General features: G+C 57.6%; 24 protein-coding genes and 2 tRNA genes. All 26 read left to right on the plus strand.

The genetic code is table 11. The features are described 5' to 3' along the window. Positions 1–435 precede the first annotated feature (435 nt). On the plus strand, positions 436–1,881 hold the full coding sequence (locus tag IPH10_03165) for a lamin tail domain-containing protein (GenBank protein ID MBK6909923.1): 1,446 nt from the start codon (positions 436–438) through the stop codon (positions 1,879–1,881). Continuing rightward, entirely contained in the window at positions 1,862–3,541 is a 1,680-nt protein-coding gene (locus IPH10_03170; protein ID MBK6909924.1) for a lamin tail domain-containing protein, read from the plus strand. Before IPH10_03165 ends, IPH10_03170 begins: the two co-directional genes overlap by 20 nt. A gap of 144 nt (positions 3,542–3,685) precedes the next feature. Beyond that, a complete protein-coding gene (gene flgB / locus IPH10_03175) occupies positions 3,686–4,117 on the plus strand; it encodes a flagellar basal body rod protein FlgB (protein MBK6909925.1) in 432 nt (143 codons plus the stop codon). 136 nt (positions 4,118–4,253) lie between these two features. Next, positions 4,254–5,786, plus strand: a complete 1,533-nt coding sequence (locus IPH10_03180) for an FAD-dependent thymidylate synthase (protein MBK6909926.1) — start codon at positions 4,254–4,256, stop codon at positions 5,784–5,786. Between the two features lie 656 nt (positions 5,787–6,442). Further along, positions 6,443–6,528, plus strand: a tRNA-Leu gene (locus tag IPH10_03185). 53 nt (positions 6,529–6,581) lie between these two features. Beyond that, positions 6,582–7,583 (plus strand): phosphoribosylformylglycinamidine cyclo-ligase, encoded by a 1,002-nt coding sequence (locus IPH10_03190; GenBank protein ID MBK6909927.1) that lies wholly within the window; start codon positions 6,582–6,584, stop codon positions 7,581–7,583. Continuing rightward, complete coding sequence (plsY, locus tag IPH10_03195; protein ID MBK6909928.1) at positions 7,580–8,176, plus strand: glycerol-3-phosphate 1-O-acyltransferase PlsY; 597 nt, start codon at positions 7,580–7,582, stop codon at positions 8,174–8,176. Before IPH10_03190 ends, plsY begins: the two co-directional genes overlap by 4 nt. After that, positions 8,176–9,171: an NAD(P)-dependent glycerol-3-phosphate dehydrogenase gene (locus IPH10_03200; GenBank protein MBK6909929.1), complete on the plus strand. Its 996-nt coding sequence runs from the start codon at positions 8,176–8,178 to the stop codon at positions 9,169–9,171. Before plsY ends, IPH10_03200 begins: the two co-directional genes overlap by 1 nt. Before the next feature lies 1 nt (position 9,172). After that, positions 9,173–10,492, plus strand: a complete 1,320-nt coding sequence (gene asnS / locus IPH10_03205) for an asparagine--tRNA ligase (protein ID MBK6909930.1) — start codon at positions 9,173–9,175, stop codon at positions 10,490–10,492. 6 nt (positions 10,493–10,498) lie between these two features. Then, a complete protein-coding gene (locus tag IPH10_03210) occupies positions 10,499–10,792 on the plus strand; it encodes an acylphosphatase (GenBank protein MBK6909931.1) in 294 nt (97 codons plus the stop codon). After that, positions 10,758–12,176 carry an FAD-binding protein gene (locus tag IPH10_03215; GenBank protein MBK6909932.1) on the plus strand — a complete coding sequence of 473 codons (1,419 nt, stop codon included), beginning with the start codon at positions 10,758–10,760 and terminating at the stop codon, positions 12,174–12,176. The genes IPH10_03210 and IPH10_03215 overlap by 35 nt, the downstream gene beginning before the upstream one ends. Positions 12,177–12,235: 59 nt before the next feature. Next, positions 12,236–12,309: transfer RNA gene (locus IPH10_03220), tRNA-Arg, on the plus strand. A 58-nt stretch (positions 12,310–12,367) separates the two neighbouring features. Beyond that, a complete protein-coding gene (locus tag IPH10_03225) occupies positions 12,368–13,048 on the plus strand; it encodes a tetratricopeptide repeat protein (GenBank protein ID MBK6909933.1) in 681 nt (226 codons plus the stop codon). Positions 13,049–13,160: 112 nt separating this feature from the next. Continuing rightward, positions 13,161–13,631 (plus strand): hypothetical protein, encoded by a 471-nt coding sequence (locus IPH10_03230; GenBank protein MBK6909934.1) that lies wholly within the window; start codon positions 13,161–13,163, stop codon positions 13,629–13,631. Beyond that, on the plus strand, positions 13,628–14,944 hold the full coding sequence (gene nusA, locus IPH10_03235; GenBank protein ID MBK6909935.1) for a transcription termination factor NusA: 1,317 nt from the start codon (positions 13,628–13,630) through the stop codon (positions 14,942–14,944). Before IPH10_03230 ends, nusA begins: the two co-directional genes overlap by 4 nt. Before the next feature lie 11 nt (positions 14,945–14,955). Beyond that, entirely contained in the window at positions 14,956–17,790 is a 2,835-nt protein-coding gene (infB, locus tag IPH10_03240) for a translation initiation factor IF-2 (protein ID MBK6909936.1), read from the plus strand. Further along, entirely contained in the window at positions 17,787–18,074 is a 288-nt protein-coding gene (locus IPH10_03245) for a DUF503 domain-containing protein (GenBank protein MBK6909937.1), read from the plus strand. Before infB ends, IPH10_03245 begins: the two co-directional genes overlap by 4 nt. Continuing rightward, a complete protein-coding gene (rbfA, locus tag IPH10_03250) occupies positions 18,067–18,447 on the plus strand; it encodes a 30S ribosome-binding factor RbfA (GenBank protein ID MBK6909938.1) in 381 nt (126 codons plus the stop codon). The genes IPH10_03245 and rbfA overlap by 8 nt, the downstream gene beginning before the upstream one ends. Continuing rightward, positions 18,444–19,316 (plus strand): DHH family phosphoesterase, encoded by an 873-nt coding sequence (locus tag IPH10_03255; GenBank protein ID MBK6909939.1) that lies wholly within the window; start codon positions 18,444–18,446, stop codon positions 19,314–19,316. Before rbfA ends, IPH10_03255 begins: the two co-directional genes overlap by 4 nt. Continuing rightward, positions 19,225–19,419, plus strand: a complete 195-nt coding sequence (locus IPH10_03260) for a hypothetical protein (GenBank protein ID MBK6909940.1) — start codon at positions 19,225–19,227, stop codon at positions 19,417–19,419. Before IPH10_03255 ends, IPH10_03260 begins: the two co-directional genes overlap by 92 nt. Before the next feature lies 1 nt (position 19,420). After that, entirely contained in the window at positions 19,421–20,086 is a 666-nt protein-coding gene (truB, locus tag IPH10_03265) for a tRNA pseudouridine(55) synthase TruB (GenBank protein ID MBK6909941.1), read from the plus strand. Next, a complete protein-coding gene (locus IPH10_03270) occupies positions 20,086–21,081 on the plus strand; it encodes a bifunctional riboflavin kinase/FAD synthetase (GenBank protein ID MBK6909942.1) in 996 nt (331 codons plus the stop codon). The genes truB and IPH10_03270 overlap by 1 nt, the downstream gene beginning before the upstream one ends. 16 nt (positions 21,082–21,097) lie before the next feature. Then, positions 21,098–21,367, plus strand: a complete 270-nt coding sequence (rpsO, locus tag IPH10_03275) for a 30S ribosomal protein S15 (protein MBK6909943.1) — start codon at positions 21,098–21,100, stop codon at positions 21,365–21,367. 52 nt (positions 21,368–21,419) lie between these two features. Beyond that, positions 21,420–23,633, plus strand: a complete 2,214-nt coding sequence (locus IPH10_03280; protein MBK6909944.1) for a polyribonucleotide nucleotidyltransferase — start codon at positions 21,420–21,422, stop codon at positions 23,631–23,633. A gap of 40 nt (positions 23,634–23,673) precedes the next feature. Then, the gene (locus IPH10_03285) at positions 23,674–24,906 is read left to right on the plus strand and encodes an insulinase family protein (GenBank protein MBK6909945.1); all 1,233 of its coding nucleotides are present in this window, start codon (positions 23,674–23,676) and stop codon (positions 24,904–24,906) included. After that, positions 24,903–25,343, plus strand: coding sequence for a dUTP diphosphatase (gene dut, locus IPH10_03290; protein ID MBK6909946.1), 441 nt, complete (start codon positions 24,903–24,905; stop codon positions 25,341–25,343). Before IPH10_03285 ends, dut begins: the two co-directional genes overlap by 4 nt. Positions 25,344–25,347 lie beyond the last annotated feature (4 nt).

Here is a 25,347-nt window from a genome sequence, read left to right on the forward strand (position 1 = left end):
AGAGCAGGCTTCACGGCCTGCTTTCGTCATGTTGATAACTTGCTCTTCTGGCGCCGGCACATAGGCCAATCAACGACCAAAATGTGGATAACTCATCAAATGAATGTTTATTAGTGGGTTAATTAGATTCTCGCCGTTTTGTCGTGATGGCCTCTTATCTTCGGCGCAATGGACGCACAGCGCCTCTCGGATTAGATCATTTTGCGGTCGTGACAGCAGGCACAAGATACGATTCTAATGAGGAGACTCAATTACTATGAAGTTAAATCCAATACTCACCGTTTGATTACCAATGGCAAATGACCCGCAGCTGAGATGGTCGGCTTGTCTTGCCGACCGTTTTTTCGTATCTTAAAAGTTGCGCGAATTGCGGCTTTTTCGATTGTAATGTGCTCGGACTGTGTTTTTTCAAAAGTTAATTGCGAGGTGAACAAGATGCGACACTTGCGTGGGCTGTTCCTGTTGTTGGGTTGCTTAGCCCTGTCTCTGCCTGTCATGGCTCAGAGCTTCGGCGACGTCGTGATCACGGAAGTCATGTACGATGATACGGCAAGCGGGGATGTCGAGTGGGTTGAAATCCACAACACGACCACGGCGGCCATTAACATCGGCGACTGGGTTTTGCTTGACGACGATATCTATCCCGGCAACGGCGGCGAAGGCGTAATTCGTGTTCCTGTGGGAACGACGATCGGTGCCGATGCGTACCTTGTGCTTACCAAAGAAACCACAACGGGACTTCCGGGAGTAATTGTCTGCACGCAGATTACGGGCAGTTTTGGTCTCACCAATACGCCGGACAATATCGCTCTGTACACCGCGGCAACTGGCGGCACGTTGATTGACGGATCGCTGACGGTGAGCTATCCGGACGAGGCCACGAATAACGCCGGAAATTCAATCGAAAAATGCGACGTTAACTCAACGTGGAGCGGTAACGGTGCCGACTGGATCGAATCCACCACGGTTTTTGCCGCCGTCGGTCGCTACCGCCACTGTACCCCGGGCGCGGCCAACACACCGTGCGCCGATGGCACGCCCCCGGCCCTCGTGAGCGTTACGGCGGTCTCTTCATCGCAGATTGACGTCCTGTTCAACGAGAGTGTGAACCAGACGGTCGCCGAGACCGAAGCCAATTACGTCGTCAACAACGGCGTCGGCAGTCCGCTTACGGCGCTGCGCGACGGCACCAACTTGGCGCTCGTTCATCTGACGGTTTCGGCGATGTCGCCGAACTCCTACACGTTGACCGTCTCGACGATGCAAGACCTTGCCGGTAACACCGCAACGAATCTCGTCGGGAACTTCACGGTTGTCGGAAGCGGTTCGAATTCCGTGGTCATCACCGAAGTTATGTACGATGACACCGCTTCCGGAGCGGATGTCGAGTGGATCGAAATTTTCAACACCACCGGAGCCGCAATCAATATCGGTGGTTGGATCGTGACCGACCATAGCGCGTATCCGCCGACCAGCGAAGGCACGCTCTATATCCCGGCCGGGACGGTTATCAACGCCGGGCAGTACCTTGTGCTCAGCAGCGTGGACATGACCGAAATCACGGGTGAAGTAGTTTGCCCGGACTCGGTTGGTGGCTGGGGCCTGAACAATAGCGGTGACAACCTTGCGATCTTCACCGCGTTGAGCGGTGGCACACTGGTGCACGGTTCGTTGACGCTCAACTATCCCGACTTGGCCGGAGCGAATGCCGGCAACTCGATTGAAGTCTGTCAGGGCGATGTGGGTCAGGCTTGGGATGTGGTGCAATGGTATGAATCCGCCAATGTGTTCGCAACGACTGGCCGCTTCCGGCTGTGCTCGCCCGGTATTGACGGGCGCCACAGTAGTGACATCAAGCCAGGTGGACGCACAATTCGATGAGAATCTGAATGAAGTCTCCGCCGAAACCGTAGCCAACTACAGCGTCGACCTGGGAATCGGTGCGCCGACGACCGCTGTGCTGCAGGGTGACGGCAGCACCGTACGCCTGACTTTTGGCACGACACTTCCTGCCGCGACCTATACGCTTACCGTTAACAATGTCACCGACATTGCGGGCAACCCCGTTGCGGCTAATAGCACGGCGCAATTCACGATTCTTCCGTCGCCATACGATGTTGTCTTCACCGAGTTCATGCCGAACCCGAATTTCGCCGGAACGGCGGACAGTCTGGGTGAGTGGTTCGAAATCTATAATCGCGGCGCCAACACGTTGAACATGAACGGATGGATTGTCTCGGACGCGAACGGTTCGGATACTCTGGAAGGCACACCGACGGTTGCTCCCGGTTCATATTTCGTCTTCTGCTCGAACGGAGACGGTGCGACCAATGGCGGAGTACCTGAAGATTACGCCTATCATTTTGGCACGTCGGGTTGGGGCTTGGCCCTCAGCAATGGGACCGGTGAAGCGGTCACCTTGCGAGATGCATCCAATGTGACGGTCGCCTCGGTAAATTACAATACGTTCCCCTATGCGGCAGGCGCCAGCGCGCAGCTTTCGGCCAACAATCTCGATCCCGCGAATCCGGCCAACTGGTGCGTCGCGACGCAGGGCTGGAACGGCGCAAACAACGGTGACTTCGGGACCCCCGGTGCTGCTTCGATTTGCGGCCTTCCGGCGGTTCCGGACACGGTCACGATCTGCCAGATTCGCCAGCAGGACACCTGCGGTGTTTCGCTGTGGAACGATTCGCTGATTGTAACGTACGGTATTGTGACCTACAACGACTCCTGCCGTCGCAACATGTTCGTTGAGTCCAACGGCTGCGCGGTTCTGGTCTTTGGCAGCGCGGCGCAGACGAATCTGATTGGCAACACACGCAAGGCGCTGCCCGGTGACTCCGTCCGCGTCCGAGGCGCGCTGGACATGTTTGGCGGTGTCACTGAGTATTCACAGTTTGCGCTCGAGGCCGCTGAAGTGACTTTCCTGTCTGAGAACAACCCGCTTCCCGCGGCGGTAGCGGTCACCGCGAACGCCATTTCCCAGAATGCGGCGAGCTGTGGTCCCGAAGCGTACGAATCGCGCCATGTCCTCCTGCAGAACGTGGCCTTCGATACGACGGGTGGTGTTGACACGTTTGCTGCGAACACCAATTACCGCCTGTTCAGCGGAACGGATACGGTAGAATTCCGAGTCAACGCTTGTGATACTCTGGCCGACCTGCCGATCCCGTTGGGTCCGCTGAACGTATCGGCCATCCTCGCGCAATTTGACACGGTTGGCTGTGGTTGCCAGGGCTATCAATTGGTTACCGGTCGTCTGGCGCCGTTTGCGACCGCCGCCTGCGGCCAGCCGGTAGAGCTGACGCTGTACCGTCTCCCGGCGACTAATACCGTTCAACTGCGCTGGCATGCACCGTTTGAGAATTCATGCGGCTGCTATTACGTTTGGTACGCCATCGCCTCGGAACCCGTGTTCCCGACCGATTACACCTTGGTCACTCCCACGCCGATTTCTGCGACGTTCTATGATGACTCCGCCTTGCTGAGTCCCGACACGCGCCGGATTTACGTCGTGACGGGAACTCCCTGCCCATAATGTCCAATTCGTGACAGAAATGACGGCCCGGTTCCCAAAGGAATCGGGCCGTTTCTCTCTGAATACACTTGGGTTAGGCTTCTGCTATGACAAGTTGACACGGCGGCACAGGGATTGCTGTTTGAGCGCTTGAAGGAGAACTCCATGGCAGATAACCTGATTCAGAACTTCTTGGTCCAGCAGAATCCGACCGCGGTCACGCTGAAGGCCATGCTCGACGCCCAGGCGACGCGGCAGCGTGCGCATGCGCAAAACATTGCCAATGCAGAAACGCCCGGCTACCAGCGTGTACGCGTGGATTTTGAAGACATGTTGCGGGAGAAGCTCGACGGCGCAGATCAAACATTAGCGCGGGGCGATCAACGCCATGTGGGCGCCACCGACGAGCTGGACGGTCTGACGCATCGTGTAACTCGCGAACCGCTGCTCGAGGATCTGACCGGCGTCAATGGCGTGAACATTGAAGAGGAAATGGCAGAGATGGCCGAAACGCAGTTGCGGTATCTCGCCGCGCTGGAGCTGCTAAGGCGTCGTTATGATGGCATGAAGTCGGCTATCACCGGCAACGTTCGGTAGACCTGTCTAACAAATTGGCTTCGCACAGCCCCGGGATCGGGGCTGTTTGTGTTTAGAGAGTGGAGATTCCCGCGCAAAACTCTTATACTTCGGGGTCACTCTTTAACCTCTAAGGCTTATGGCTCCGATTGTACGATTGGCCGGCTACAATGTCGATGCAGAGCTACTCTCCGAAACCGTGGAGATTCTGCGCGAGTTGGACCACCTCTCCAAGTCCATTGGGAACAACCCGTCCGCAAGTGATCTCAAGGACGCTATGGAACGCCTTGGGGAGGAGTTGCGGTCGCGTGTTGATTTTGAAGCGTTTACGCCCGAGACGATCTCGGCTGCCTATGCCCGCATCAGTCGTGATCCATCCCATGTGACCGAGTTGCGGCGGTCGGCACGGTTCAGCGTGGCGCGTGCTCGAAAGTCGAATGAGAACATCATTTTTGGACTGGGGCACGCATCCGTGGCCGAGCACGCGGCGTTCAATTTCGATATCTCGCACTTGTCTCGCCTGGCGGCGGAGGAGCTACAATTCCACCGACTCCAGAGTTTCACCGAGAAATCTCAACGGTATATCACGATTGGGGAGGAGTACGTTGTTCCCATCGAGATTGCCGGGACCGAACAGGAACCTGTGTTTCGGCAAGCGGTTGCGCGGCTGTTTCAGGCCTATAATGTGATCTTTGAGGCATTGACGGACTATCACCTGCCCGAGGATGCGTCGGCCCTAAGCAAGACCGACGTGCGCGACCTCGAGAACCGTGCAAAAGAGGATGCCCGCTATCTCTTGCCGCTGGCCTGCGCGACGCAAATGGGGATGACCTTGAATGCTCGCAATCTCGAGCACCTGTTGTGGGAGCTGTCGGACCACCCATTGTCTGAGGTCCACGAGTTGGGCCAGGCGCTGCATGTTGCTGTGGGGCGGATGGCTCCTTCTCTCGTAAAATATACGACGCGCGGATCCTATCCTCGGTCGAATCGGGCAAAACTTGCAGGGATAATGCGAAAACAAAGTCCCTCTTCGCAGAAAATGCAGTTTTGGTCCGAACCGCGAGTTGAACTGGTTGATTATGATGAATCTGCTGAGGATCGCGTCATTAAGGCGTTCAGGTTCACTGCCGGGGGTGCCGATTCGGGCGACATCAGCCGGGATCCGCACGAATTCTGGGCCGAGATCTATCGGGACTTGGGTGCTCATGATCCTGTTTACCGTGAATTTGAGAGTGCTCGCGCGACCTTCATTTTGGAGATGAGTGCGACCTGCTATGCCCAGTTCAAGCGGCACCGCTTGATGACTCAGCTTGTACAAACCTATGATTTACAATATTCTGCGGTCGTTCCGCCGGCAATAGAGTCGCTTGGCCAAGGGGAGAGATTCCGGTCGGCCGTCCAAGAAGCAAGTCTGGCGGCCTCGGCCTTGCTGCGCTACAATCCGTTGATCGCACCCTATCTTCTTACGAATGCACATGTTAAGCGGGTTATGTGTGTTCTGAACGCCCGCGAGTTGTACCATTTGGCGCGACTCCGATGCGATTCCCATGCCCAGTGGGAGATACAGATTTTGGCCACTAAAATGGTGGAATCTCTTCGACCTAAATGGCCAAACCTTCTCGCTTTAGCATGTGGAAAGGACAAGTTTCCCGAACAATATGCTGAAATCTCCCGCCGTATGGGATTTTAAATGAGAAAACACCCGACCAATTCATGGTCGGGTGTTTCATTAAAGGCGAGCGCTGGTTCAGATGTCAGCTACGATCTTGGTGGGTCCCGGGGTATTAATACGTCAACCTTCACCCTTAGCAAGCGCCCGTTTATTGCACGCCGGTCTCTTCGATCAATGCATATTCTACATTCTGCATTTGCATACAGTATGCCAATGAGATATGTGGCAAATCTTGAAAGTGCATGTTATTTTAAGTGTAAAATTATTATGCGTTAAGTGAAGCATAAGACGATCCAATTCGATATAACATACAGTTCGTCGGCTTGATCGAGTTGTGCAGTTTCTGCGTTCTGTTTCTTTTCTTGCGCTGTAGCCACCAGAAATGCAGTATTCGACGTGCATTATTCGAGCGACCGATGATCCTTCGCAGCTAATCAACCGGTCGGCGCGGTTTTTCCCACGAAATTCGCGGATTCTGGCTCATAGTCTTGGGAACCACGAAGCTGCGCCAACTGATTTGCGGCCTGAGCGGACTGGCTTGCATGTCTTGGCCTAAGTCCTTATATTCCAGCTTAACGTTTGATACCGGTTTCCACCAGCTTAGAGCGTGACTGCTATTTCGATTGGCCCCCCACGATCGTCAAGCTCCGCTATGCTGGTGGTCTTTTTTCGCTGCCGGAGTGGCGGAACTGGTAGACGCAGCAGACTCAAAATCTGCCGAGGCTTACGCTTCGTGCCGGTTCGATTCCGGCTTCCGGCACCCGGCCCGTTCTGAACGGGCCTTATTGTTTTTATTGCTTTTAGGAGTCAAGAGTGGCCTCAACCTACGCCACGTCCGGCGTAAATCTCGACCGTGCTGCGGTTGCCAAGCGCCTTATTTCTGCGGCTGCGAAATCAACCCACACTCCTAATGTAGTGCGCGGCATCGGCCTGTTCGGGGGTTTCTTTGCGCTGGATGATGCGCCGGACGGCCAAGTTCTGGTGGCCTCGACGGATGGTGTCGGGACAAAGGTGCTTCTGGGTACCCAACTCGGTAAGCTTGACGGCCTCGGAGAGGACCTTGTCCATCACTCGATCAATGACATTCTGGTTTGTGGCGCACGGCCGTTGTTCTTCCTGGACTACCTGGCCTTCGGGAAACTCGATCCCGACCTCGCCGGTGTCCTCGCCGAAAGCATGGCGCGCGGCTGTCGCAGCCATGGGGTTGCGCTGATCGGCGGCGAAACGGCGGAAATGCCGGGGCTATACGAGGAAGGGCACTTTGATTTGGCCGGTACGATCGTCGGCTCGGTGAAACGCAGCGCGATCTTCGACGGGACAAAAGTCAAGCGTGGTGACGTGCTCATCGGCGTGGCATCCAGCGGGCCGCATACGAATGGGTATTCGTTGATTCGCAAGGTGCTCGAACCCAAAAACGCAGCGGACGAACTGGACTCGCTTACACTGTCCGACGGCGTGAGATTCAGCGATGCCGTGATGGCGCCGCACCGTTGCTACTGGAATGAGATGCAGCCGCTGCTGGGACATCCGGGGCTGCACGCGATGTCTCACATCACCGGAGGTGGATTGGTCGAAAACACCGAACGCGTGCTGCGCGATGGCCTGCATCTTGACGTGGATTGGAGCGCCTGGGCATTGCCGGAACTGTTCGCCAGAATCCAAGAGTGGGGTGGGGTGGCGGATGACGAAATGCGGCGGGTGTTCAACTGCGGCATCGGTCTGGTCCTCATCGTGGCGGCGGAGTCCGAGTCTGAGTTTCATGCGGCGTTCGCGCGCAACGGTGAACGTGTCTTCACAATCGGGCGCGTCGTTTGAGTCTGTGGCTTGCGGCATTGATGGGCTATTTGATCGGCGGTATTCCCACCGGAATCTGGCTGACAAAGGCCATCGCAGGTCAAGACCCGCGGGCGGTCGGCTCGGGTAGTTCGGGTGCCACAAATGTTTCGCGATTGTTGGGCAAGAAATGGGGAGTCGTGGTGCTCCTGCTGGACGGGCTGAAGGGGTTCCTGCCTGTGGCGCTGGTTGCGCCGCTGGTCTGGCCTCACCAAGCTGCGCAGGCGCAGGCTTTCATGGCGTGCGGTGCGGTCGCCGGACATGTTTTTACGCCCTATGCGAGATTTCGCGGCGGCAAGGGAGTGGCCACCGCAGGAGGTGCCATGGCCGCGGTACACGGAATGGCGCTGCTGATGGCACTCGGAGTCTGGATCCTAGCGTTCGTCGCGTCGCGTCGCGTCTCACTTTCGTCAATGTGCGCCGCCGCCGCATTTCCGTTGCTAATGTACGTTGGTGAAGAGCGCCCGGAGATGACCGAAGTAATGTCCGGCATTGTGCTGGCGCTCTTTTTGTTTTATACACACCGGGAAAATATCCAACGGCTGATCAACGGCACTGAGCCGAGGTATCGCTGATGCGCGTTACGGTGATCGGAGCGGGAAGCTGGGGAACGGCGCTGGCGATTCATGCGGCGGCGCTCGGGCACGATGTACGATTGTGGGCGCGCGAAAGCGACCTCGTCGCCGAGATGCGCGAGACGAAACGCAATCTGCGCTATCTACCGGAGGGCCGATGGTCGGAAAACCTGACGCCGCACGATGACATGCGCGAAGCGCTCGCCGATGCCGAAGTCGTTGTTCTCTCGATCCCGCTGCAGTTCGTGCGGAGTTTATTGCAGCAATACGGAGCTTTGGTCCCGGCGTGTTATTGTGTGGGTACGGCCAAGGGCATTGAGACCGCGACCGGCAAACTCGAACACGAAATTGTGCATGAGGTGCTGCCGGGGCTGGATATGACGCGCTATGCTGCGCTGTCCGGTCCGACATTGGCCGCCGAAGTTGCTCTGGGGATGCCGACCTCCGCCGTCGTGGCGAGCAATGATGAAGCCACCCGGAAAATTCTGCAACAGGCGTTGTCTTCAGAGAAATTGCGACTCTACCGCTCGGCGGACGTGCTTGGGGTAGAATTCGCGGGTGCGATGAAGAATGTGATCGCGCTCGCGGCCGGCATGGTGGACGGTATGGGCTACGGCGCCAACACGAAGGGTACCTTGATTACTCGTGGATTAGCGGAACTTGCTCGTCTGGGCGAGGCGCTGGGAGGCGCGCGCAAGACGTTCATGGGCCTCTCTGGTTTAGGTGACTTGACGACGACGTGCATGTCGCCGCGCAGCCGCAATCGCAGTTGCGGTGAGTTCATTGGCCGTGGCGACTCGCTGGCCGTGGCATTGGAGAAAACTGGGCAGGTGGCCGAAGGTGTGTGGACGGCCCGCGCGGCCTTGGACCTGGGACGCAAACACGGTGTGAGCGTGCCCATAACCGAAGGTGTGTGCGCGGTTCTTGAAGGAACGGTGAGCGCGAAGGACGCGGTGCGGGGATTGATGGAGCGACAACTGAAAGAGGAGGATTAAGATGGAGAAGTTTGTGACGCCGAGTGCGCCGCATATATATATCGAGAATGCCGCCGCATGGGACGGTCAGGAAGTTACCCTCAAGGGTTGGGTGTACAATACGCGCTCCTCGGGCAAGATCCGTTTCGTGATCGTGCGCGACGGAACGGGCATCATGCAATGTGTCGGGTCCATCAATGACATCGGCGATGCCGGCTTTGAGGCCGTAGACCGGCTGTCGCAGGAATCGTCCGTGATGGTCGTCGGCACGGTGCGCAAAGAACCACGCGCGCCCGGCGGCTTCGAAATGACGCTAAAACAAGTTGTCCCGGTCCACGTAGCCCTGGGCGAATTCCCGATTTCGCCGAAAGAACATGGCACCGCGTTCCTGATGGACAACCGGCATCTGTGGCTGCGCAGCAAGCGGCAAGTTTCGATCATGCGCGTGCGCCACACGATCGTCAAAGCGATCCGCGATTTCTTCGACGGACGCGGCTTCACCCTGTTTGATCCACCCATTTTCACCAACGCCGCTTGCGAAGGCACGTCAACGCTGTTTGAAACGGACTACTTCGGCGAAAAGGCCTACCTGTCGCAGTCGGGCCAACTCTACGGTGAATGCGGTGCGATGGCATTGGGGAAAATCTACACCTTCGGACCGACCTTTCGCGCTGAGAAATCCAAGACACGCCGGCACCTTACGGAGTTCTGGATGATTGAACCGGAAGTCGCGTATATGGATATGTGGGGCGCCGCTGAGTTGGCGGAAGACATGATCTGCTTTATCGTGCAGAGAATTCTGGAAACGCGGCAAGAGGACCTGAAGGTCATCGAGCGCGATCCGGCGATTATCGAGCGGATTCAGAAGCCTTTCCCGCGACTGAGCTACACCGATGCAATTGACGTCTTGAAAAAGGGTGGGCACGAGATCGAATGGGGTGGAGACATCGGCGGCGACGAAGAGACAACGATTTCAAACCAGCACGACCGGCCGGTGATTCTCTATCATTTCCCTGCCGATCTGAAGGCATTTTATATGAAGCGCGATCCGGCTGATCCCAAGCTCGCGCTGGGCTTCGATGTGCTCGCCCCTGAGGGCAAGGGCGAAGTCATCGGCGGGGGACAGCGCGAAGATGATTATGATACGCTCTGCGGTCGCATCAAGGAACACGGTTTGAACATCGAAGATTTCGAGTGGTTTCTCGACTTGCGCAAATACGGTACCGTCCCCCACGCAGGTTTCGGGCTCGGGCTCGAACGAACTGTCGCATGGATGTGCGGTTTGCCGCACGTACGCGAGACGATTCCGTTCCCGCGCATGATCTCCCGGCTGAAGCCATAAGTTTCAATGAGCGGCGAATTCAAGCGCGTGCGGGTAACGGTGCGTGGCAACGTGCAAGGCGTAGGCTACCGCTATTTCGTCCTCGAGCGCGCACAGTCGTTGGGCATTCACGGATGGGTGCGCAATTTGTTTGACGGACGCGTCGAAGCCGAGCTTGAAGGCGGTGACGACGCCGTCAAAATGTTGATTGATGCAATGCGCGAGGGGCCGACCTTCGCCCACGTACAGCAGGTCCAGACGTTTCCGCTCGGCGGCGGCGGCGAATATGACAACTTCCGCGTGCGGCCTGATGGACAGTAAGGTACTGAGCGACTTGCAGGCCGCGTTGGCGGCCGACGAGCTGCTGCTGCCCGGCGGCTTGAACTTTGAAAACTACGGTCACGACGAGACCGAGGACCTGTACTTTGCCCCTGAAGTCGTAGCGCGGCCCAAGAGCGTTGCTGCGGTGCAGGCGGTTGTCAGGGTGGCGGCCCAGCACAATGTCCCGATCGTGACGCGCGGCGGAGGAACCGGACTTTCAGGTGGGGCGTTGCCAGTTCAGGGCGGGATTGTGCTCTCAACGGAACGGCTCAACAGCATTCTCGAAATAGATCGTGAGAATTTCTTCCTACAGGTAGAGCCCGGCGTGATTACGCAGGTTCTGCAGGAAGAGGTTGAGAAAGTCGGGCTGTTCTATCCGGTGGATCCCGCGAGTCGTGGTTCATGCACGATCGGCGGGAATGTCGCCGAAGGAGCAGGCGGTCCGCGAGCCTTGAAATACGGCACGACCAAGGACTACGTCTTTGGTTTGGATGTTGTGCTGGCGAATGGCGAACTTGTGCGCTATGGCGGCAAGCGGCTCAAGGATGTGACCGGATTCAACATGGTGCAGCTGTTTGTGGGCAGCGAGGGGACGCTCGGGGTCATTGTCGGCATCACGCTGAAACTGCTGCCGTTGCCGCGGCATCGCCGGACGCTAATGGCTCCATTCGCAAATCTCGATGATGCCGCGCGCGCCGTTCCGGCGATCATGCAACGTGGCGTGATTCCCTGTGCGCTTGAACTTATGCCACAGGCATGTTTGCAAGCGATTGAAGCGCGGCGCGGCGAGCCGGTGCCGTTCTCAGATGCGGCGGCGTGCCTGCTGATTGAAGTTGACGGCAATGATGAAGCCGTGCTCGAGAGCGAAATTGAGCTAATCGGCGAAGCGCTCGCGGCCTGCGGCTGCGGTGACGTGAACGTCGCTGACAGCCCTGCACAGCAAGCCAAGCTTTGGGCAATTCGGCGCGCGGCAGGCGAGGCCGTCAAAGCGATTTCGCCTTACAAGGAAGAGGACACCGTTGTGCCGCGCAGTGAGCTGCCCAATTTGGTGCGCGGTGTCCACGACATTTGTAACCGCCACGGTGTGCGCATGATCTGTTACGGTCACGCCGGCGACGGTAATCTGCATGTGAATCTGCTGCGCGAGGGGCTCTCTGAGGCTGAATGGACGTTCCGCACGGAGGCTGCCATTCCGGAGATTTTTGAGCTCACGGTTCGACTCGGAGGTACGATCAGCGGCGAGCACGGGATCGGCCTGGTCCAGCGGGGTTACTTGCATTTGGGCATTGGTCCGGCCGCCATGAACAGCATGAGGGCAGTTAAGCAAGCTCTTGATCCTAAAGGAATTCTGAATCCCGGCAAAATCTTTCCGCAGGCTGACTAAGGCCCCGGCTTGACAAAATCCGGCAAGGGCTTTATATTGATAGGTTTGGCGGGTAATAGGCCCCCGTAGCTCAGATGGATAGAGCGAGAGTTTCCTAAACTCTGCGTCGGAGGTTCGAATCCTCTCGGGGGTACGACGTAGAGCGGAGGCTGGCATGGTCGCGCAGAGAATCAGTAAACACAAACACCACAATGTCAAAAGTTGCAGCCGAACGCGGCGGTCGCCTGACGAAGGATGACCTCAAGCACGATACGCTGGTCGAGACAGCGGTCAAGGTCGAGAGCTATTACGATACCCACAAGCACACCGTCTGGATGATTGGCGGCGGGATCGTCGCCCTCGTTATCGCTGTGCTGGCGATCAATACCTGGATGGGTAGATCGGCCAAAGACGAGAGTTTTGCGCTAATGCAGGCCAAGACGTCGTACGGGCAGGGCCAGTTGGCCGATGCGCAGTCAAAGTTTCAGATGGTGCAGGCGAATCACGGTGGCTCAGCCGCCGCAGAAGCCGAGTATTATCTCGCCAGAATCAAGTTTGATCAGGGAGATTTCAGTGGCGCCAAGGCCAGCTTCGAGGCGTGTTTGAACGACTACTCGCCGGACGCCGAGACCATTCAGGGGGCCTTGGCCGGGTTGGCGTCCTGTCTGGAGGCCACGGGTCAGTTGGATGAAGCGGCGGCCAAACAGATCGAAATCGCGGATCGTTACTCCTCCTCGCCTTATGCTCCCGAGGCGCTCTCTCAGGCTGCGAGAATCTATCTTAAGACAAATCAGCAAGATAAAGCTCTGACCGCGCTTGACCGAATCGTGCGCGATTATCCGGATTCGCAGAACTTCCAGCGGGCCAAGCAGCAGGCCGACGCCCTGCGGTAAGCTAATAGGCGAGTTGCATTTGGTGCCCGACTTTCGTATCTTTACCTGTTAACGAGTTTATGAAAAAGTGGGCCAGCGCCCGCTTTTTTGTTTATCTATACCCCGGGATTTTGTGGAGCGACTGGAACAACACGTCCAAACTTTGCTTGCCGAGCATGGCTTCAAGATGCTCGATTACGCGCAGTCGTCACGCAACGGTGTCACGCAACTGCGCGTTATCGGCGATCGCGAAGTCGGCAATATCTCCGTGGACGACTGCGCCCTGTTGACGCGCGAATTGCGCAACCTGATTATCGAACAGAAACTTCTCGGCGAAGACTTCCGGCTGGAAATCAGTTCGCCGGGTTTGGACTATCCGCTGCGCGAAGCGTGGCAATTTCGCAAAAACATCGGCCGGCTATTGAAACTCAGAGTGCCGGGCGCTAAAGGACCCAAGGACATACGCGGCAGATTGGTTGAATACGACGAGACCGCGGGATTGACGCTGCAATCGGAAGCCCAGGAGCATCATGTGGGGCCGGCGGACGTGTTGTCCGCGGTGGTGCTGCCTGAGTTCAAGTCACCAGTGGAGTGGAAGAAATGAATTCACCAATTGTCGAAGCCATCGGGCAGATTCTGCAAGACAAGAGCATTGACCGCGACGCGTTTCGCGAGATCATCGAGAGCGTGTTCCACGCCATGATCAAGAAGAAATACGGGAATGCCGAGAACTTCGACGTCATTTTCAATATTGACAAGGGCGACATCGAAATCTTCTGCGAGAAAGAAATCGTGGACGACGACGACGTGCTCGATCCGGTGACGCAGATGCCGCTGTCCCGGGCGCTGCGGCTTGATCCCGACCTGGATATCGGCGATACGTATGCAGAGCTCGTGAATATCGAAGAGTTCGGCCGTCGTTTGGTCATGACGGCGCGACAGAACTTGACGCAGAAGATTCGCGAAATCGAGAAAGAGAACATCTTCAACGAGTTCTCGGCGCGCTTGGGCGAAATCGTGACGGGCGAGATTCACCAGATCAACCGCAAAGAATTGCGAGTTCATCTTGATCGCTACGAAGCACTCATGCCGAAATCGGAGCAGGTCTACAACGAGAAGTACATTCGCGGGAAAGCGGTACGCGCCGTCATCAAGGACGTGCGCCGCACGACCAAGGATCCCGAAGTCATTATCTCGCGCGCGGCTCCCGAATTCGTGACGCGCTTGTTTGAATTGGAAGTTCCGGAAATCTTCGACAACATCATCGAGATCATGGGCGTGGCTCGCGAAGCCGGCGACCGCACCAAAATCGCCGTGCGCAGTCACGACAAGCGGATTGATCCGGTCGGCGCGTGCGTCGGCATGAAGGGCATTCGTATTCAGGCGATTGTGCGCGAACTGGGCGGCGAAAAAATTGACATTATTCACTGGAGCGCCGATCCCGAGATCTACGTCAAACGCGCGATGTCTCCCGCGACGCCGCTGCTGGTTGTCTACGATCAGGATTCGGCCACGGCGACCGTGGTCGTGCCGGACGATCAGATTCAGTTTGCCATCGGCAAGCGCGGTCAGAACCTGCGACTGGCCAGTGAATTGACGAGTGTGCCGATTGAACCGATTAAGGAATCGGAGTATCTCGCGCCTGAGCCGCTGCAGATTTCGGAAGTCGGCGAGCTCGACGATGAGACGAAGAAGCGCCTGATCGAAGCCGGATTCGAAACGGCCGACGACGTGCTCGATGCGGGCGACGTCAAGGTAATGGAAGCGACGAAGTTCGAATTGGGTCGCGTGCGCCAGATCATGGACGTGCTCAACACGTACTTCGTAACGGACGAAGAGCCGACGGCCGACAAAGCCGCGCCGGAGTCCCGCACGGCCGCGAATGATTCGCGCGCCGAGTCTAAACTTGAAGGGTGAGGATAACCTTTTTGAGTTCCGCCAAGCAGAAGAAGATTTATCAGGTTGCCAAAGAGCTTAACGTCGCCAGTCCGGCGATTGTCGAGTTCCTGGAAGACCGCGGTTACGACGTTTCGAAATCGCCGAAGCATATGTCTCCCATGACGGACGAGATGTATGATGAAGTGGTCAAGAAATTCGATCCCGGGCGCTGGCAACAGATGCACGCGGCGGAAACGCAGACCGAGGCCGAGCATCGGCGTATCGAGTCCGAGAAGGCGCGTTCCGGTCAGTTGGAAGAGCTCCTCGCTTCGGCGGCGACCCAGGCGATTGATTCCGCCGCGACGCTGATTCAACAAGTCGAAGCCGAAGAAGCCAAACGCGAAAATGAACGCCTCACTGAAGCGGAACGCGAACAGCTCCGCTTAGACGAAGAGGCGCGCCAGCGCGAAGCCGAAGAAGAAAAGGCGAAACGCGAGGCGGAAGAACGCGCGGCAGAGCGGGCGCTCAAGGAAAAAGAAGAGATCGCCAAGCGCCGAAAAGAGATTGAAGCGCAGCGCGCATCGGACGAAGCCCGACGTAAGGCCCGTGAAGAGGCGGCTAAAGCACGGGCGGAAGGTCGCCCGGCCCGACCGGGTGAAAGTCGGCCTGGCGAGCGTCGTCCTGCGGGCGGTGGCACGCCGCGACCGGGGGAAGGCGCCCGTCCGCAAGGGACCGGACCTCGTCCACCAGGAGCTGGCGGCCCGCGGCCTGCGCCGACGGGACCGCGCGTTCCGCGCCCAGCTACGCCGGGCGCCACACCTGCTGCAACGACGGACGCCGCTGCCGATGCGCGCAAGAGACGCGCTCCGACAAAGGCTGATATCGAGCGTCTCGAAAAGCAGAAACGGTTGATCGCCGCGCAGAAGCAAGAGAAGACTAAGCGCACGCCCGAAGACGATTCTCGTTCACGCCGCAAAGCGAAACCGGCCAAGCGCAAAGAGGTCAATCAGGCCGAAGTTGACGCGTCAATCCGGCAGACGCTGGCGTCCATGGATTCGGGCAAGCGCCGCGCCAAGCGCCGTGATAAGATTACGGGTGAACTGATTGAGACGCAAGACAACGTCTTGCAGTTGACCGAGTTCGTCTCGACGCAGGAGCTCGCCAACCTGATGGATGTTGAGACCGCGGAAGTCATCAAAAAGTTCTTCCTGATGGGCAAGCTCGTGACGATCAATCAGCGGCTCGAGCGTGACTTGATTGAAGTGATCGCCGATGAGTTCAGTTTCAGAGTTGAATTTGTCAGTGACGAAGAGGAAGTCGAGCAGGAGCTTGAGGAAGAGGCCGACAATCCTGAAGATCTGACGCCGCGCCCGCCGGTTGTGACCGTCATGGGTCACGTTGACCACGGCAAAACGTCCCTTCTGGATTTCCTGCGCAAGACCTCGGTCATCGCGCAGGAGCACGGCGGCATCACGCAGCATATCGGTGCGTATGAGGTTGACCGTAACGGCCGTTCGATCACTTTCCTCGACACGCCCGGTCACGAGGCGTTTACGGCGATGCGCGCACGCGGCGCGCAGGTGACCGACCTTGTGATTCTGGTGGTGGCGGCCGACGACCAGGTGAGACCGCAGACAATCGAAGCGCTGAATCACGCGCAGTCCGCGGACGTGCCGGTTATCGTGGCCATTAACAAGGTGGACAAGGCCAACGCCGATCCCGAGAAGATTCGTAAGCAGTTGGCTGATCACAATGTGCTCGTTGAACAGTGGGGCGGAAAGGTACAATCGGCGGAAATCTCAGCAAAGTTCGGTCAGGGAATTGACACGCTGCTTGAGGAAGTTCTGCTGGCCGCGGATATTCTCGAGTTGAAGGGCAATGCCAAGCGTCGGGCGCGGGCAACGGTTATCGAAACGCGCATTGACAAGGGCCGCGGCGTGGTGGCCACGCTGATCGTTACAAACGGCACGCTGAATGTCGGCGACTATTTCGTGGCTGGTCAGCAATACGGCAAGGTGCGCACGCTGCTCGATGAGACCGGACGACAGATTGATCATGTCGGTCCGGGCCGTCCCGCGCAGGTTGTCGGATTCTCGGGCGCACCACAGGCCGGCGACTCGTTTGTGTCGTTTGATACAGAGCGGGAAGTCAAGGACATCGCGATGCGTCGGCAGCTGCTGCAGCGCGAGCAGACTTTCCGCCAGATTCGCATGCTCAGCCTGGACCAGATCTCGCAGCGCATTCGCGAAGGCGAAGTACGCGAACTGCCGCTTATTATCAAGGGCGACGCGGACGGTTCGGTGGAGGCCATTTGCGATCAGTTGCAACGCCTTGGCACCAAGGAAGTTGCCGTGAAGATCGTTCACCGAGGCGTGGGCGCGATCAGCGAGAGCGATGTGCTCTTGGCCGCGGCCACTGGTTCGATCATTCTCGGATTCCACGTGCATCCCAATCTGAAGGCGCGAGAATTTGCGATGCGCGAGAGCGTGGACATACGCGTCTATCGCATCATCTATGAAATGGAAAATGACGTGCGCACGGCGCTCGAAGGCATGTTGCGTCCGGACAAGCGTGAAGACGTTGTCGGCCTGATCGAAGTTCGACAGACGTTCCACATTCCGTCCACGGGGACGATTGCCGGCTGCTTCGTCGTATCGGGAGTCATCAAGCGCCAGAGCCAGATTCGCCTGCTTCGCGAAGGCAAGCAAATTTGGGCGGGTACGATCGGGTCGCTCAAGCGATTCAAGAACGACGCCAGCGAAGTTAAGTCAGGTTATGAATGCGGCATCCTCTTGAACGGCATGAGCGACGTTCGCGAGGGCGATTCGATTGAAGTCATTCAAATCGTCGAGGTCAAACGTACACTCGAGCAATCGGTGGCATGAAGCATTGCGTGGGCGTGATGACGGTTACCGTTCATTTGCCCGCAAGTCATTCGCTGAAGGAACGGCGCAGCGTCGTCAATTCATTGAAAGAGCGGATTGCAAACCGCTGCAATGTTGCGATTCTTGAAAGAGGTGCCGATACATGGCAGATCGCTGAGATGGCGTTCGCCTGTGTCACCGAGACGGAGAGTCAAGCCGAAGAGTTGTTTCGGCGCGTGCGAGAGTTGATTGAAATGGAAACGCGAGTGATCGCGATGACGCCACACGTGGAGTACTATGTCTAATCTATTGCGATTGAACTCAAACGGACCGCGCCGCCCGCTGCGCATTGCCGCCGAGCTCGAGCGCGAGATGCCGGGCATGATCCGCGAAATCGCGCAACTGGATTCGAATATCATCCTTACGGTGACGGCCGTCAAAGTCAGCGATGACCTGTCCATGGCTCAAGTGTTCTTCAGCATTTTGGGACCAACAGACAAGTTTATCGAGACGGAACGGCTGCTGAATAAACTGCGCGGGAAATTCCGCACCGCGATTGCCAAACGTTTTGTCATGCGGCAGCATCCGGATGTGCGCTTCACCTATGACGAGATTCCGGCGAAGGCGGCGCGCATCGAAGAACTTCTGAAGCAGGCGCGCGGCGGGGAGACCGAGTGACGTACAGCGATGCGCTATTGCGCGAGCTGCGCTCGTTTCTTTGTTCACCGCGCGTCTTGATCTCCTCGCACATGCGGCCAGATCCAGACGCAATCGGTTCGGTGCTTGCCTTGCGCGAAGCGGTCATCCAATGCGGAGGCCGGCCGACCTGTATGCTCGAAGACGCCTGCCCGCCACGCTGTCACATCCTCACGGGATCGGCGGAGATTCAAGTTGCCCGCGAGACGCAGCTCCGCGAACGATTCAACGACGTAATCGTGGTGGATTCAGGCAATCGCGATCGAATTGGCGAGGTGGATGACCACATTGCGCCAAACGCGCGCATCGCCAACATTGATCATCACATTTCTAATACGAAGTTTGGCAGTCTGAACATCGTGGACACCGATGCCGCCGCATCGGGCGAACTGCTGTTCGGTTTATTCACGGCGCTTGATCTGCCGATCAGCCAAACGATGGCCACCAATCTGCTCGCGGGAATCTTGACCGATACCGGCCGGTTCCGACACGCGAATGCATCGCCCGCGTCGTTACGCGTGGCGGCCGCGCTTGTGGAATCCGGCGCATCGCTGTCCGAGCTAACCGAACGGCTCTACTATTCGATTCCGGCGCATGACGTGCGTTCGACCGCGCAGATTCTGGCAACGCTTGAATTGCACGCGGATGGTCAGATCTCGACGATGTTCGTCACACGCGAATATGTCGTCGAGGATCCTGATAACCTGGTGGACCTCGGGCGCGCCATTGAAGGAGTGGAAGTAGCTGTGCTGTTCGGAAATGAAAGACGACCGGATCAGAGTTTCATTGCGGTCGAAGTCCCGAGTAAATGTCTCCGCGATCGCCGAGTCCTTTGGCGGCGGCGGACATGAACGCGCTGCGGGTTTTCGGATGTACGGAACTCTGCGTTCGGTTCAAGCGCGGCTGCTGCCAAGTCTGTTCGGTGCTTTGGAACGAAATCCGGTGACCGCCTGAGTTGAACGAACTCATTTTGCCGATTGACAAGCCGGTTGGGTGGACGTCCTTTGATGTAGTCGCCAAGCTGCGCGGCGGTTTGAAATGGAAAAAGGTCGGGCATGCCGGAACGTTGGACCCGGCGGCAACCGGCCTGCTGATTATTCTGTGCGGTGACGCAACAACTCGCGCCGATGAGTTCATGGAGCTCGGGAAGACGTACCGCGCGGTCGCAAAACTCGGCGTCGTTACCGACAGCGACGATTTAGACGGCGAGGTCATCGCTGAGCACGATGTGCAATGGAATGAACGGCTGATCGAATCCGAATTGCGGTCTTTCGTTGGTGAAATTGCGCAGAGACCGCCGGCTGTTTCCGCCATTCGAATCGGCGGCAAACGCAGCTACAAGTTGGCCCGCGCCGGGCGCGCGGTTGAGTTGCCGGAACGACCGGTACACGTGCATTCCCTTGATATCGTCGAAATGAACAAGCCGTTTGTCACATTTGAGATGCGCTGCAGCAAGGGGACTTATGTCCGCTCAATTGCGCGTGACTTGGGTGAGCGGCTCGGCTGCGGCGGTACTCTGGCGGCCTTGCGCCGTACTGCTGTCGGACCGATCGAAGTGCGCGACGCCTGGACGCTCAGCGCGGCACTTGCCATACCTGAGTTCCGGGGGAACCGTTCCTGATGATCATTCATCGCGACCGTCTTGCGCAGGATGTACTGCAGGGGAAGCGCTCCGCCGTCACGGTCGGCAGTCTGGATGGATTGCATGTGGGCCATCAGGTGATACTTAACCGCCTGAAAGAGCTTGCCGCGCAACACGGTGAAGCGCCGATTGTCGTCACGTTTGACCCGCATCCGCGTTCACTCGTGGACGGCGGGATCCGACCGATTTCTCTGCTGCAGAGTAGCGCCGAGAAACATGACACCCTGCGGACGTTAGGCGTCGAGCACTTGTTGGTGCTGTCCTTCGACGAGACCATTCGTAGACTGTCCGCGCGTGAGTTCATCGAGCAGTATGTCTTGCGCGCATGGCAGGCGAATCGTATTGTGGCCGGATATAATCATTCATTCGGCAAGGACCGATCGGGCGACCGCGAGAGCCTGATTACAATGGGGCGTGAACTCAACTTCGGAGTTGAGATTCTGCCGCCCGTAAGCGTGGACGGACAAACGGTGTCGTCTACGACCATTCGCCGAATGCTGATGGAAGGCGAATTGCCGTCCGCCAATGCGATGCTGGGACGGCCCTACACTCTGAGCGGCAGGGTTGTCCGCGGTTTCGGACGTGGTCGGCGAATGGGATGCCCGACCGCAAATCTCGAGGAGTTCGCCAGCGGCAAACTGATCCCGCGCGACGGAATCTATGCCGCGTTCGCCATCGTTGACGGGACGGACTATCCCGCGGCGGTTTCGATTGGGTTCAATCCGACGTTCGGTGGTCAACGGCATAGTGTGGAAGCCCACATCCTGGATTTTGACCGTGACCTCTACGGCGCCGTGCTGACCTTGAAGTTCGTCAAACGACTGCGCGGCGAAATCAAGTTCAGCGGTGAAGCGGCCCTGTCGGATCAAATGCGGCAGGATCTGGCCGACATTCGCGACATTTTGCGCGCGGAAGGCTACGGTGACGGTCCGCGACCCTCGCAGCAACAACAAGCATTTAGACAACAACAATAAAACACACGTGACGATCATGAGTGAAGCTACGAATCCCCGCCGCCAACTGATGGATCAGTATGGCCGCACGCAGAATGACACCGGCAGCCCGGAAGTTCAAGTCGCGCTGCTCACGCACCGTATCAATTACCTGACAGAGCACCTGAAGACCAACCGCAAGGACAATCACTCGCGCCGTGGCCTTCTGCTGCTGGTCGGTAAACGCCGCCGGTTGTTGAAGTACTTGAACAAGAAAGACGTTAATCGCTATCGCGAACTCGTGAAGCAGCTTGGCCTACGCGGCTAATCGGTGTTTCGAAGAGTGAGAAAGAAGCAGGAGAAGGAGAAAAGAGGAAAACATGACGCAAGAAACACTTGAATTAGGCGGTTTGCAACTTACGCTCGAAACCGGTCGCATGGCCAAGCAGGCCCAAGGTTCGATCTGGTTGACGTATGGCGATACGACTGTGCTGGCTACGGTCTGCGCGAATCTCGATGCAGACACGGATTTTGACTTCATGCCGCTGACCGTGGACTACCGCGAAAAGCTCTACTCCGTGGGCCGCATCCCCGGCGGGTTTTTCAAGCGGGAAGGCCGACCGTCGGAGAAGGAAACGCTGTCGGCGCGTTTGACGGATCGTCCGTTGCGCCCGCTGTTTCCTGATGGATTCAACAAAGAAGTTCAGATCATGATCAATGTCTTCTCATCAGACAGCGAGCATGATCCGGACGTACTGGGCACCATCGCCGCCTCGGCGGCGCTGGCGATTTCAGAAGTCCCGTTTAATGGGCCGGTCGGCTCAGTGCGCATGGGTTACGTGGACGGTGAATATGTCGTCAACCCGACGTTTAAGCAGCTTGAAGAGTCGTCCTTCGACGTCGTGGTCTCCGGCACCGCCGAGTCCATCATGATGATCGAAGGCTTGGCGCGCCTGGTGGACGAAGACACGTTCCTGGGAGCAATTGAGCTCGCTCACGCTGAGATCAAGCGCATTGTCGCTTTGCAGCAGGCTCTGGTCGCCAAGGTTGGCAAACCCAAATTCAATTTTGTTCCCGCCGAGGGCAACAAGGCGCTCGACGAGCGTCTCGTGCGCGACTACGATAAGCATGTCGCGGGTCTGTTGAAGATCACCGAGAAGCAGGCGCGCAAGACCGCCATGAAGGCAATCGTTAAGGAAGCTGCGGCGGCGCTTGAAGAAGAATTCCCGGAAGCTGACGGCGATATCAAGTCGTGGATCAATGCGCGCTTCGACCTGCTTGTGCGCAAGCAAGTCGTGCACGATAAGGTGCGCCTTGACGGACGCGGACATACGGACATACGCCCGATCACGTGCGATATAGACGTCCTGCCGCGTGTCCACGGCAGCGCCCTCTTTACGCGCGGTCAGACGCAAGCGCTCGGTGCGATAACCCTCGGCGCGAAGTTCGACGAGCAGAAGGTGGATGGCCTCGACGGCGTCTATTTCAAACCGTACATGCTGCACTATAACTTCCCGCCATTCAGTGTCGGTGAAGTGCGTAAGTTCCTCGGACAGTCGCGGCGTGAAGTCGGTCACGGCAATCTGGCGTGGCGCGCAATTCAGCCGGTGCTGCCGTCTTGGGATGATTTCCCCTACACCGTGCGTGTCGTATCCGAAGTGCTCGAATCCAACGGCAGCTCGTCCATGGCGACGGTCTGTGCAGGATGTCTGTCACTGATGGCCGGCGGCGTGCCCATCAAGGCCCCGGTCGCGGGTATCGCCATGGGCTTGATTGAAGAAGACGGCAAGGTGGCCATCTTGTCCGATATCCTCGGTGACGAAGATCATCTGGGTGACATGGACTTTAAGGTGACGGGCAACGAAGAAGGTATCACGGCCTGTCAGATGGACATCAAAATGGCCGGCGTTTCGATTGAATTGATGCGCACCGCGATTCTACAGGCTCGCGCCGGTATCGCTCATATCCTGGGCAAGATGCGCGAGGCGATTGCCGTGCCGCGTCCGATGATTTCGCCGTTTGCACCGCGCATTGCCTTTGTCACGGTGGATCCCGATAAGATCGGCCTGATCATTGGACCTGGCGGCCGCACGATCCGCGATATTATCGCTCGCAGTGGCGCGCAGATTGACATCGAAGATACCGGACGTATCTGCGTTTCGGGTCCGAGTTCTGAAGAAGTTGAGAAGGCACTGGACATCCTGCGCGGCATGACGGAGAATCCGGAAGTCGGCAAGGTCTACGATGGCCGGGTAACGAAGGTCACTGATTTTGGTGCGTTCGTTGAGATTCTGCCGGGCCGCGAAGGTCTTCTGCACATCAGCGAAATCGAACATCACCGCGTGGTCAAGGTCTCCGATCATTTGAACGTCGGCGACCCCGTGAACGTCAAGCTGGTCAAGATCACGCCGGAAGGCAAACTGGATCTGTCGCGCAAGGCGCTGTTGCCGCGTCCGGAAGGCATGCCTGCTGAAGAACCACGCGAACATCGCGAACGGCGCAGTGGCCCCGGCGGTCCCGGCGGCGGTCCAGGACGTGACAAGCATCGCGGCGACCGTAAGCCCCGCAGCGAAAAGGTCGAGGATGAGGAATAATCCTGTCGCGACAAGGGGCTGCTAAGTGGCCAAGGCATTGATGTATCATAAAACCGTATTGCCGAACGGCATCCGGTTGGTTACAGAGAAGATTCCCAGCGTGCGCTCCGCTGCGCTGGGCATCTGGGTGCAAGTCGGTTCGCGTCACGAATCGGCGCTCCTGAACGGAATCTCGCATTTCATCGAGCATATGGCATTCAAAGGAACGGCCACACGCTCGGCCATGGACATCGCCAAGACGATTGAACGCGGCGGCGGGCACATCAATGCCTTCACAGGCAAAGAGTTGACCTGCTTCTATGTTCATGTGCTGGATGAACAGCTCCCAACAGCGGTAGATATCCTGTGCGACATTCTGCAAAACTCGGTCTATGATCCGGCCGAGATGGAGAAAGAGAAGCAAGTGATTCTGGACGAAATCCGGGATCACGAAGATATGCCCGATGATGTCGTTCACGAGCAGTTCGTAGAACAGGTCTTCGGCGATCATCCGATTGCGCGGCCGATCTTGGGTTCGCCGAAGAATGTCTCGTCATTCTCGCGCGAGAACATCCGTGAGTTCATGACGGAGCATTACGCACCGCATCGGATCGTCGTGGCTGCGGCTGGAAATATTCAGCACGGCAAACTTGAAAAGCTGATTGCGCAGAAGCTCAACCAGAAGGGCAAGAAGAAGGCGCAGCAGGCGCAGACGATCAAGCCGCTGGTGCCCGGGTTCGAGCGCAAAAGTCGTCCGATTCAACAGGCGCATATGCTCATCGGAGGCCGGGGCATTTCGTACGGCTCCAAGGACAGGATACCGCTGTCCATGCTGAATACGGTGTTAGGCGGCGGCATGTCGTCACGGTTGTTTCAGAATATTCGTGAGAAACACGGCATCGCGTATGCTGTGTATTCCTATGCGGACTCGCTGTCCGATACCGGCTACTTCGGCGTCTATCTGGCCACTGACAAGGCGCGGGTCGAGCGGGCGCGTGAGATGGTTATAGTTGAGCTGAAGGACCTCCAGGACCGCCCGCTGACAAAAGCGGAACTTGAGGAGATCAAGATTCAATTCAAGGGTGGATTGATGCTCGGGTTAGAGAATACGTCGAGCCGCATGATGCGGCTGGCGCGGATGGAGATCTACTCGGGCCGCTATGTACCCCTGGATGAGATCAGCGAAAAGATTGATGCCGTGACGCCGAAGAAGGTGCAAGCGATTGCCGTCAAGCTGTTTGATCCGTCGAATTTGGTGACGTCGCTGCTCGAACCGAATGGCAAGAAGCAGTGACCTTGACTGTCGAGATTACGCGATTGCCGCACGCCCCCACACCACTTCCGGCGTACGCTTCCGAGGGCGCGGCGGGGATGGACTTGTGTGTTGCGGCCAACAACATGATGTTGTCGCCCGGTGAACGAGCGCTGGTCCCAACGGGTTTCCAAATTGCGATACCGGTCGGCTATGAGGGTCAGGTGCGGTTGCGTTCGGGATTCGCGCGGCGTACCGGATGCGTTTTGCCAAATGCACCAGGGACGATTGACTCGGACTACCGCGGCGAGATCATGGTGTTGATCATGAATGCCAGCCGTGAGGCTGTGAGACTCGAACGCGGCGAACGAATTGCGCAGTTGATCGTCGCCCCGGTGATGCGGGTCGAATGGCTCGAGGTCCCGACCCTGCCCGACAGCGCGCGCGGATCCGGTGGATTCGGCAGTACGGGTCGCTGAGAAG

The organism is bacterium (assembly GCA_016702305.1).
GTDB lineage: Bacteria > Electryoneota > RPQS01 > RPQS01 > RPQS01 > JABWCQ01.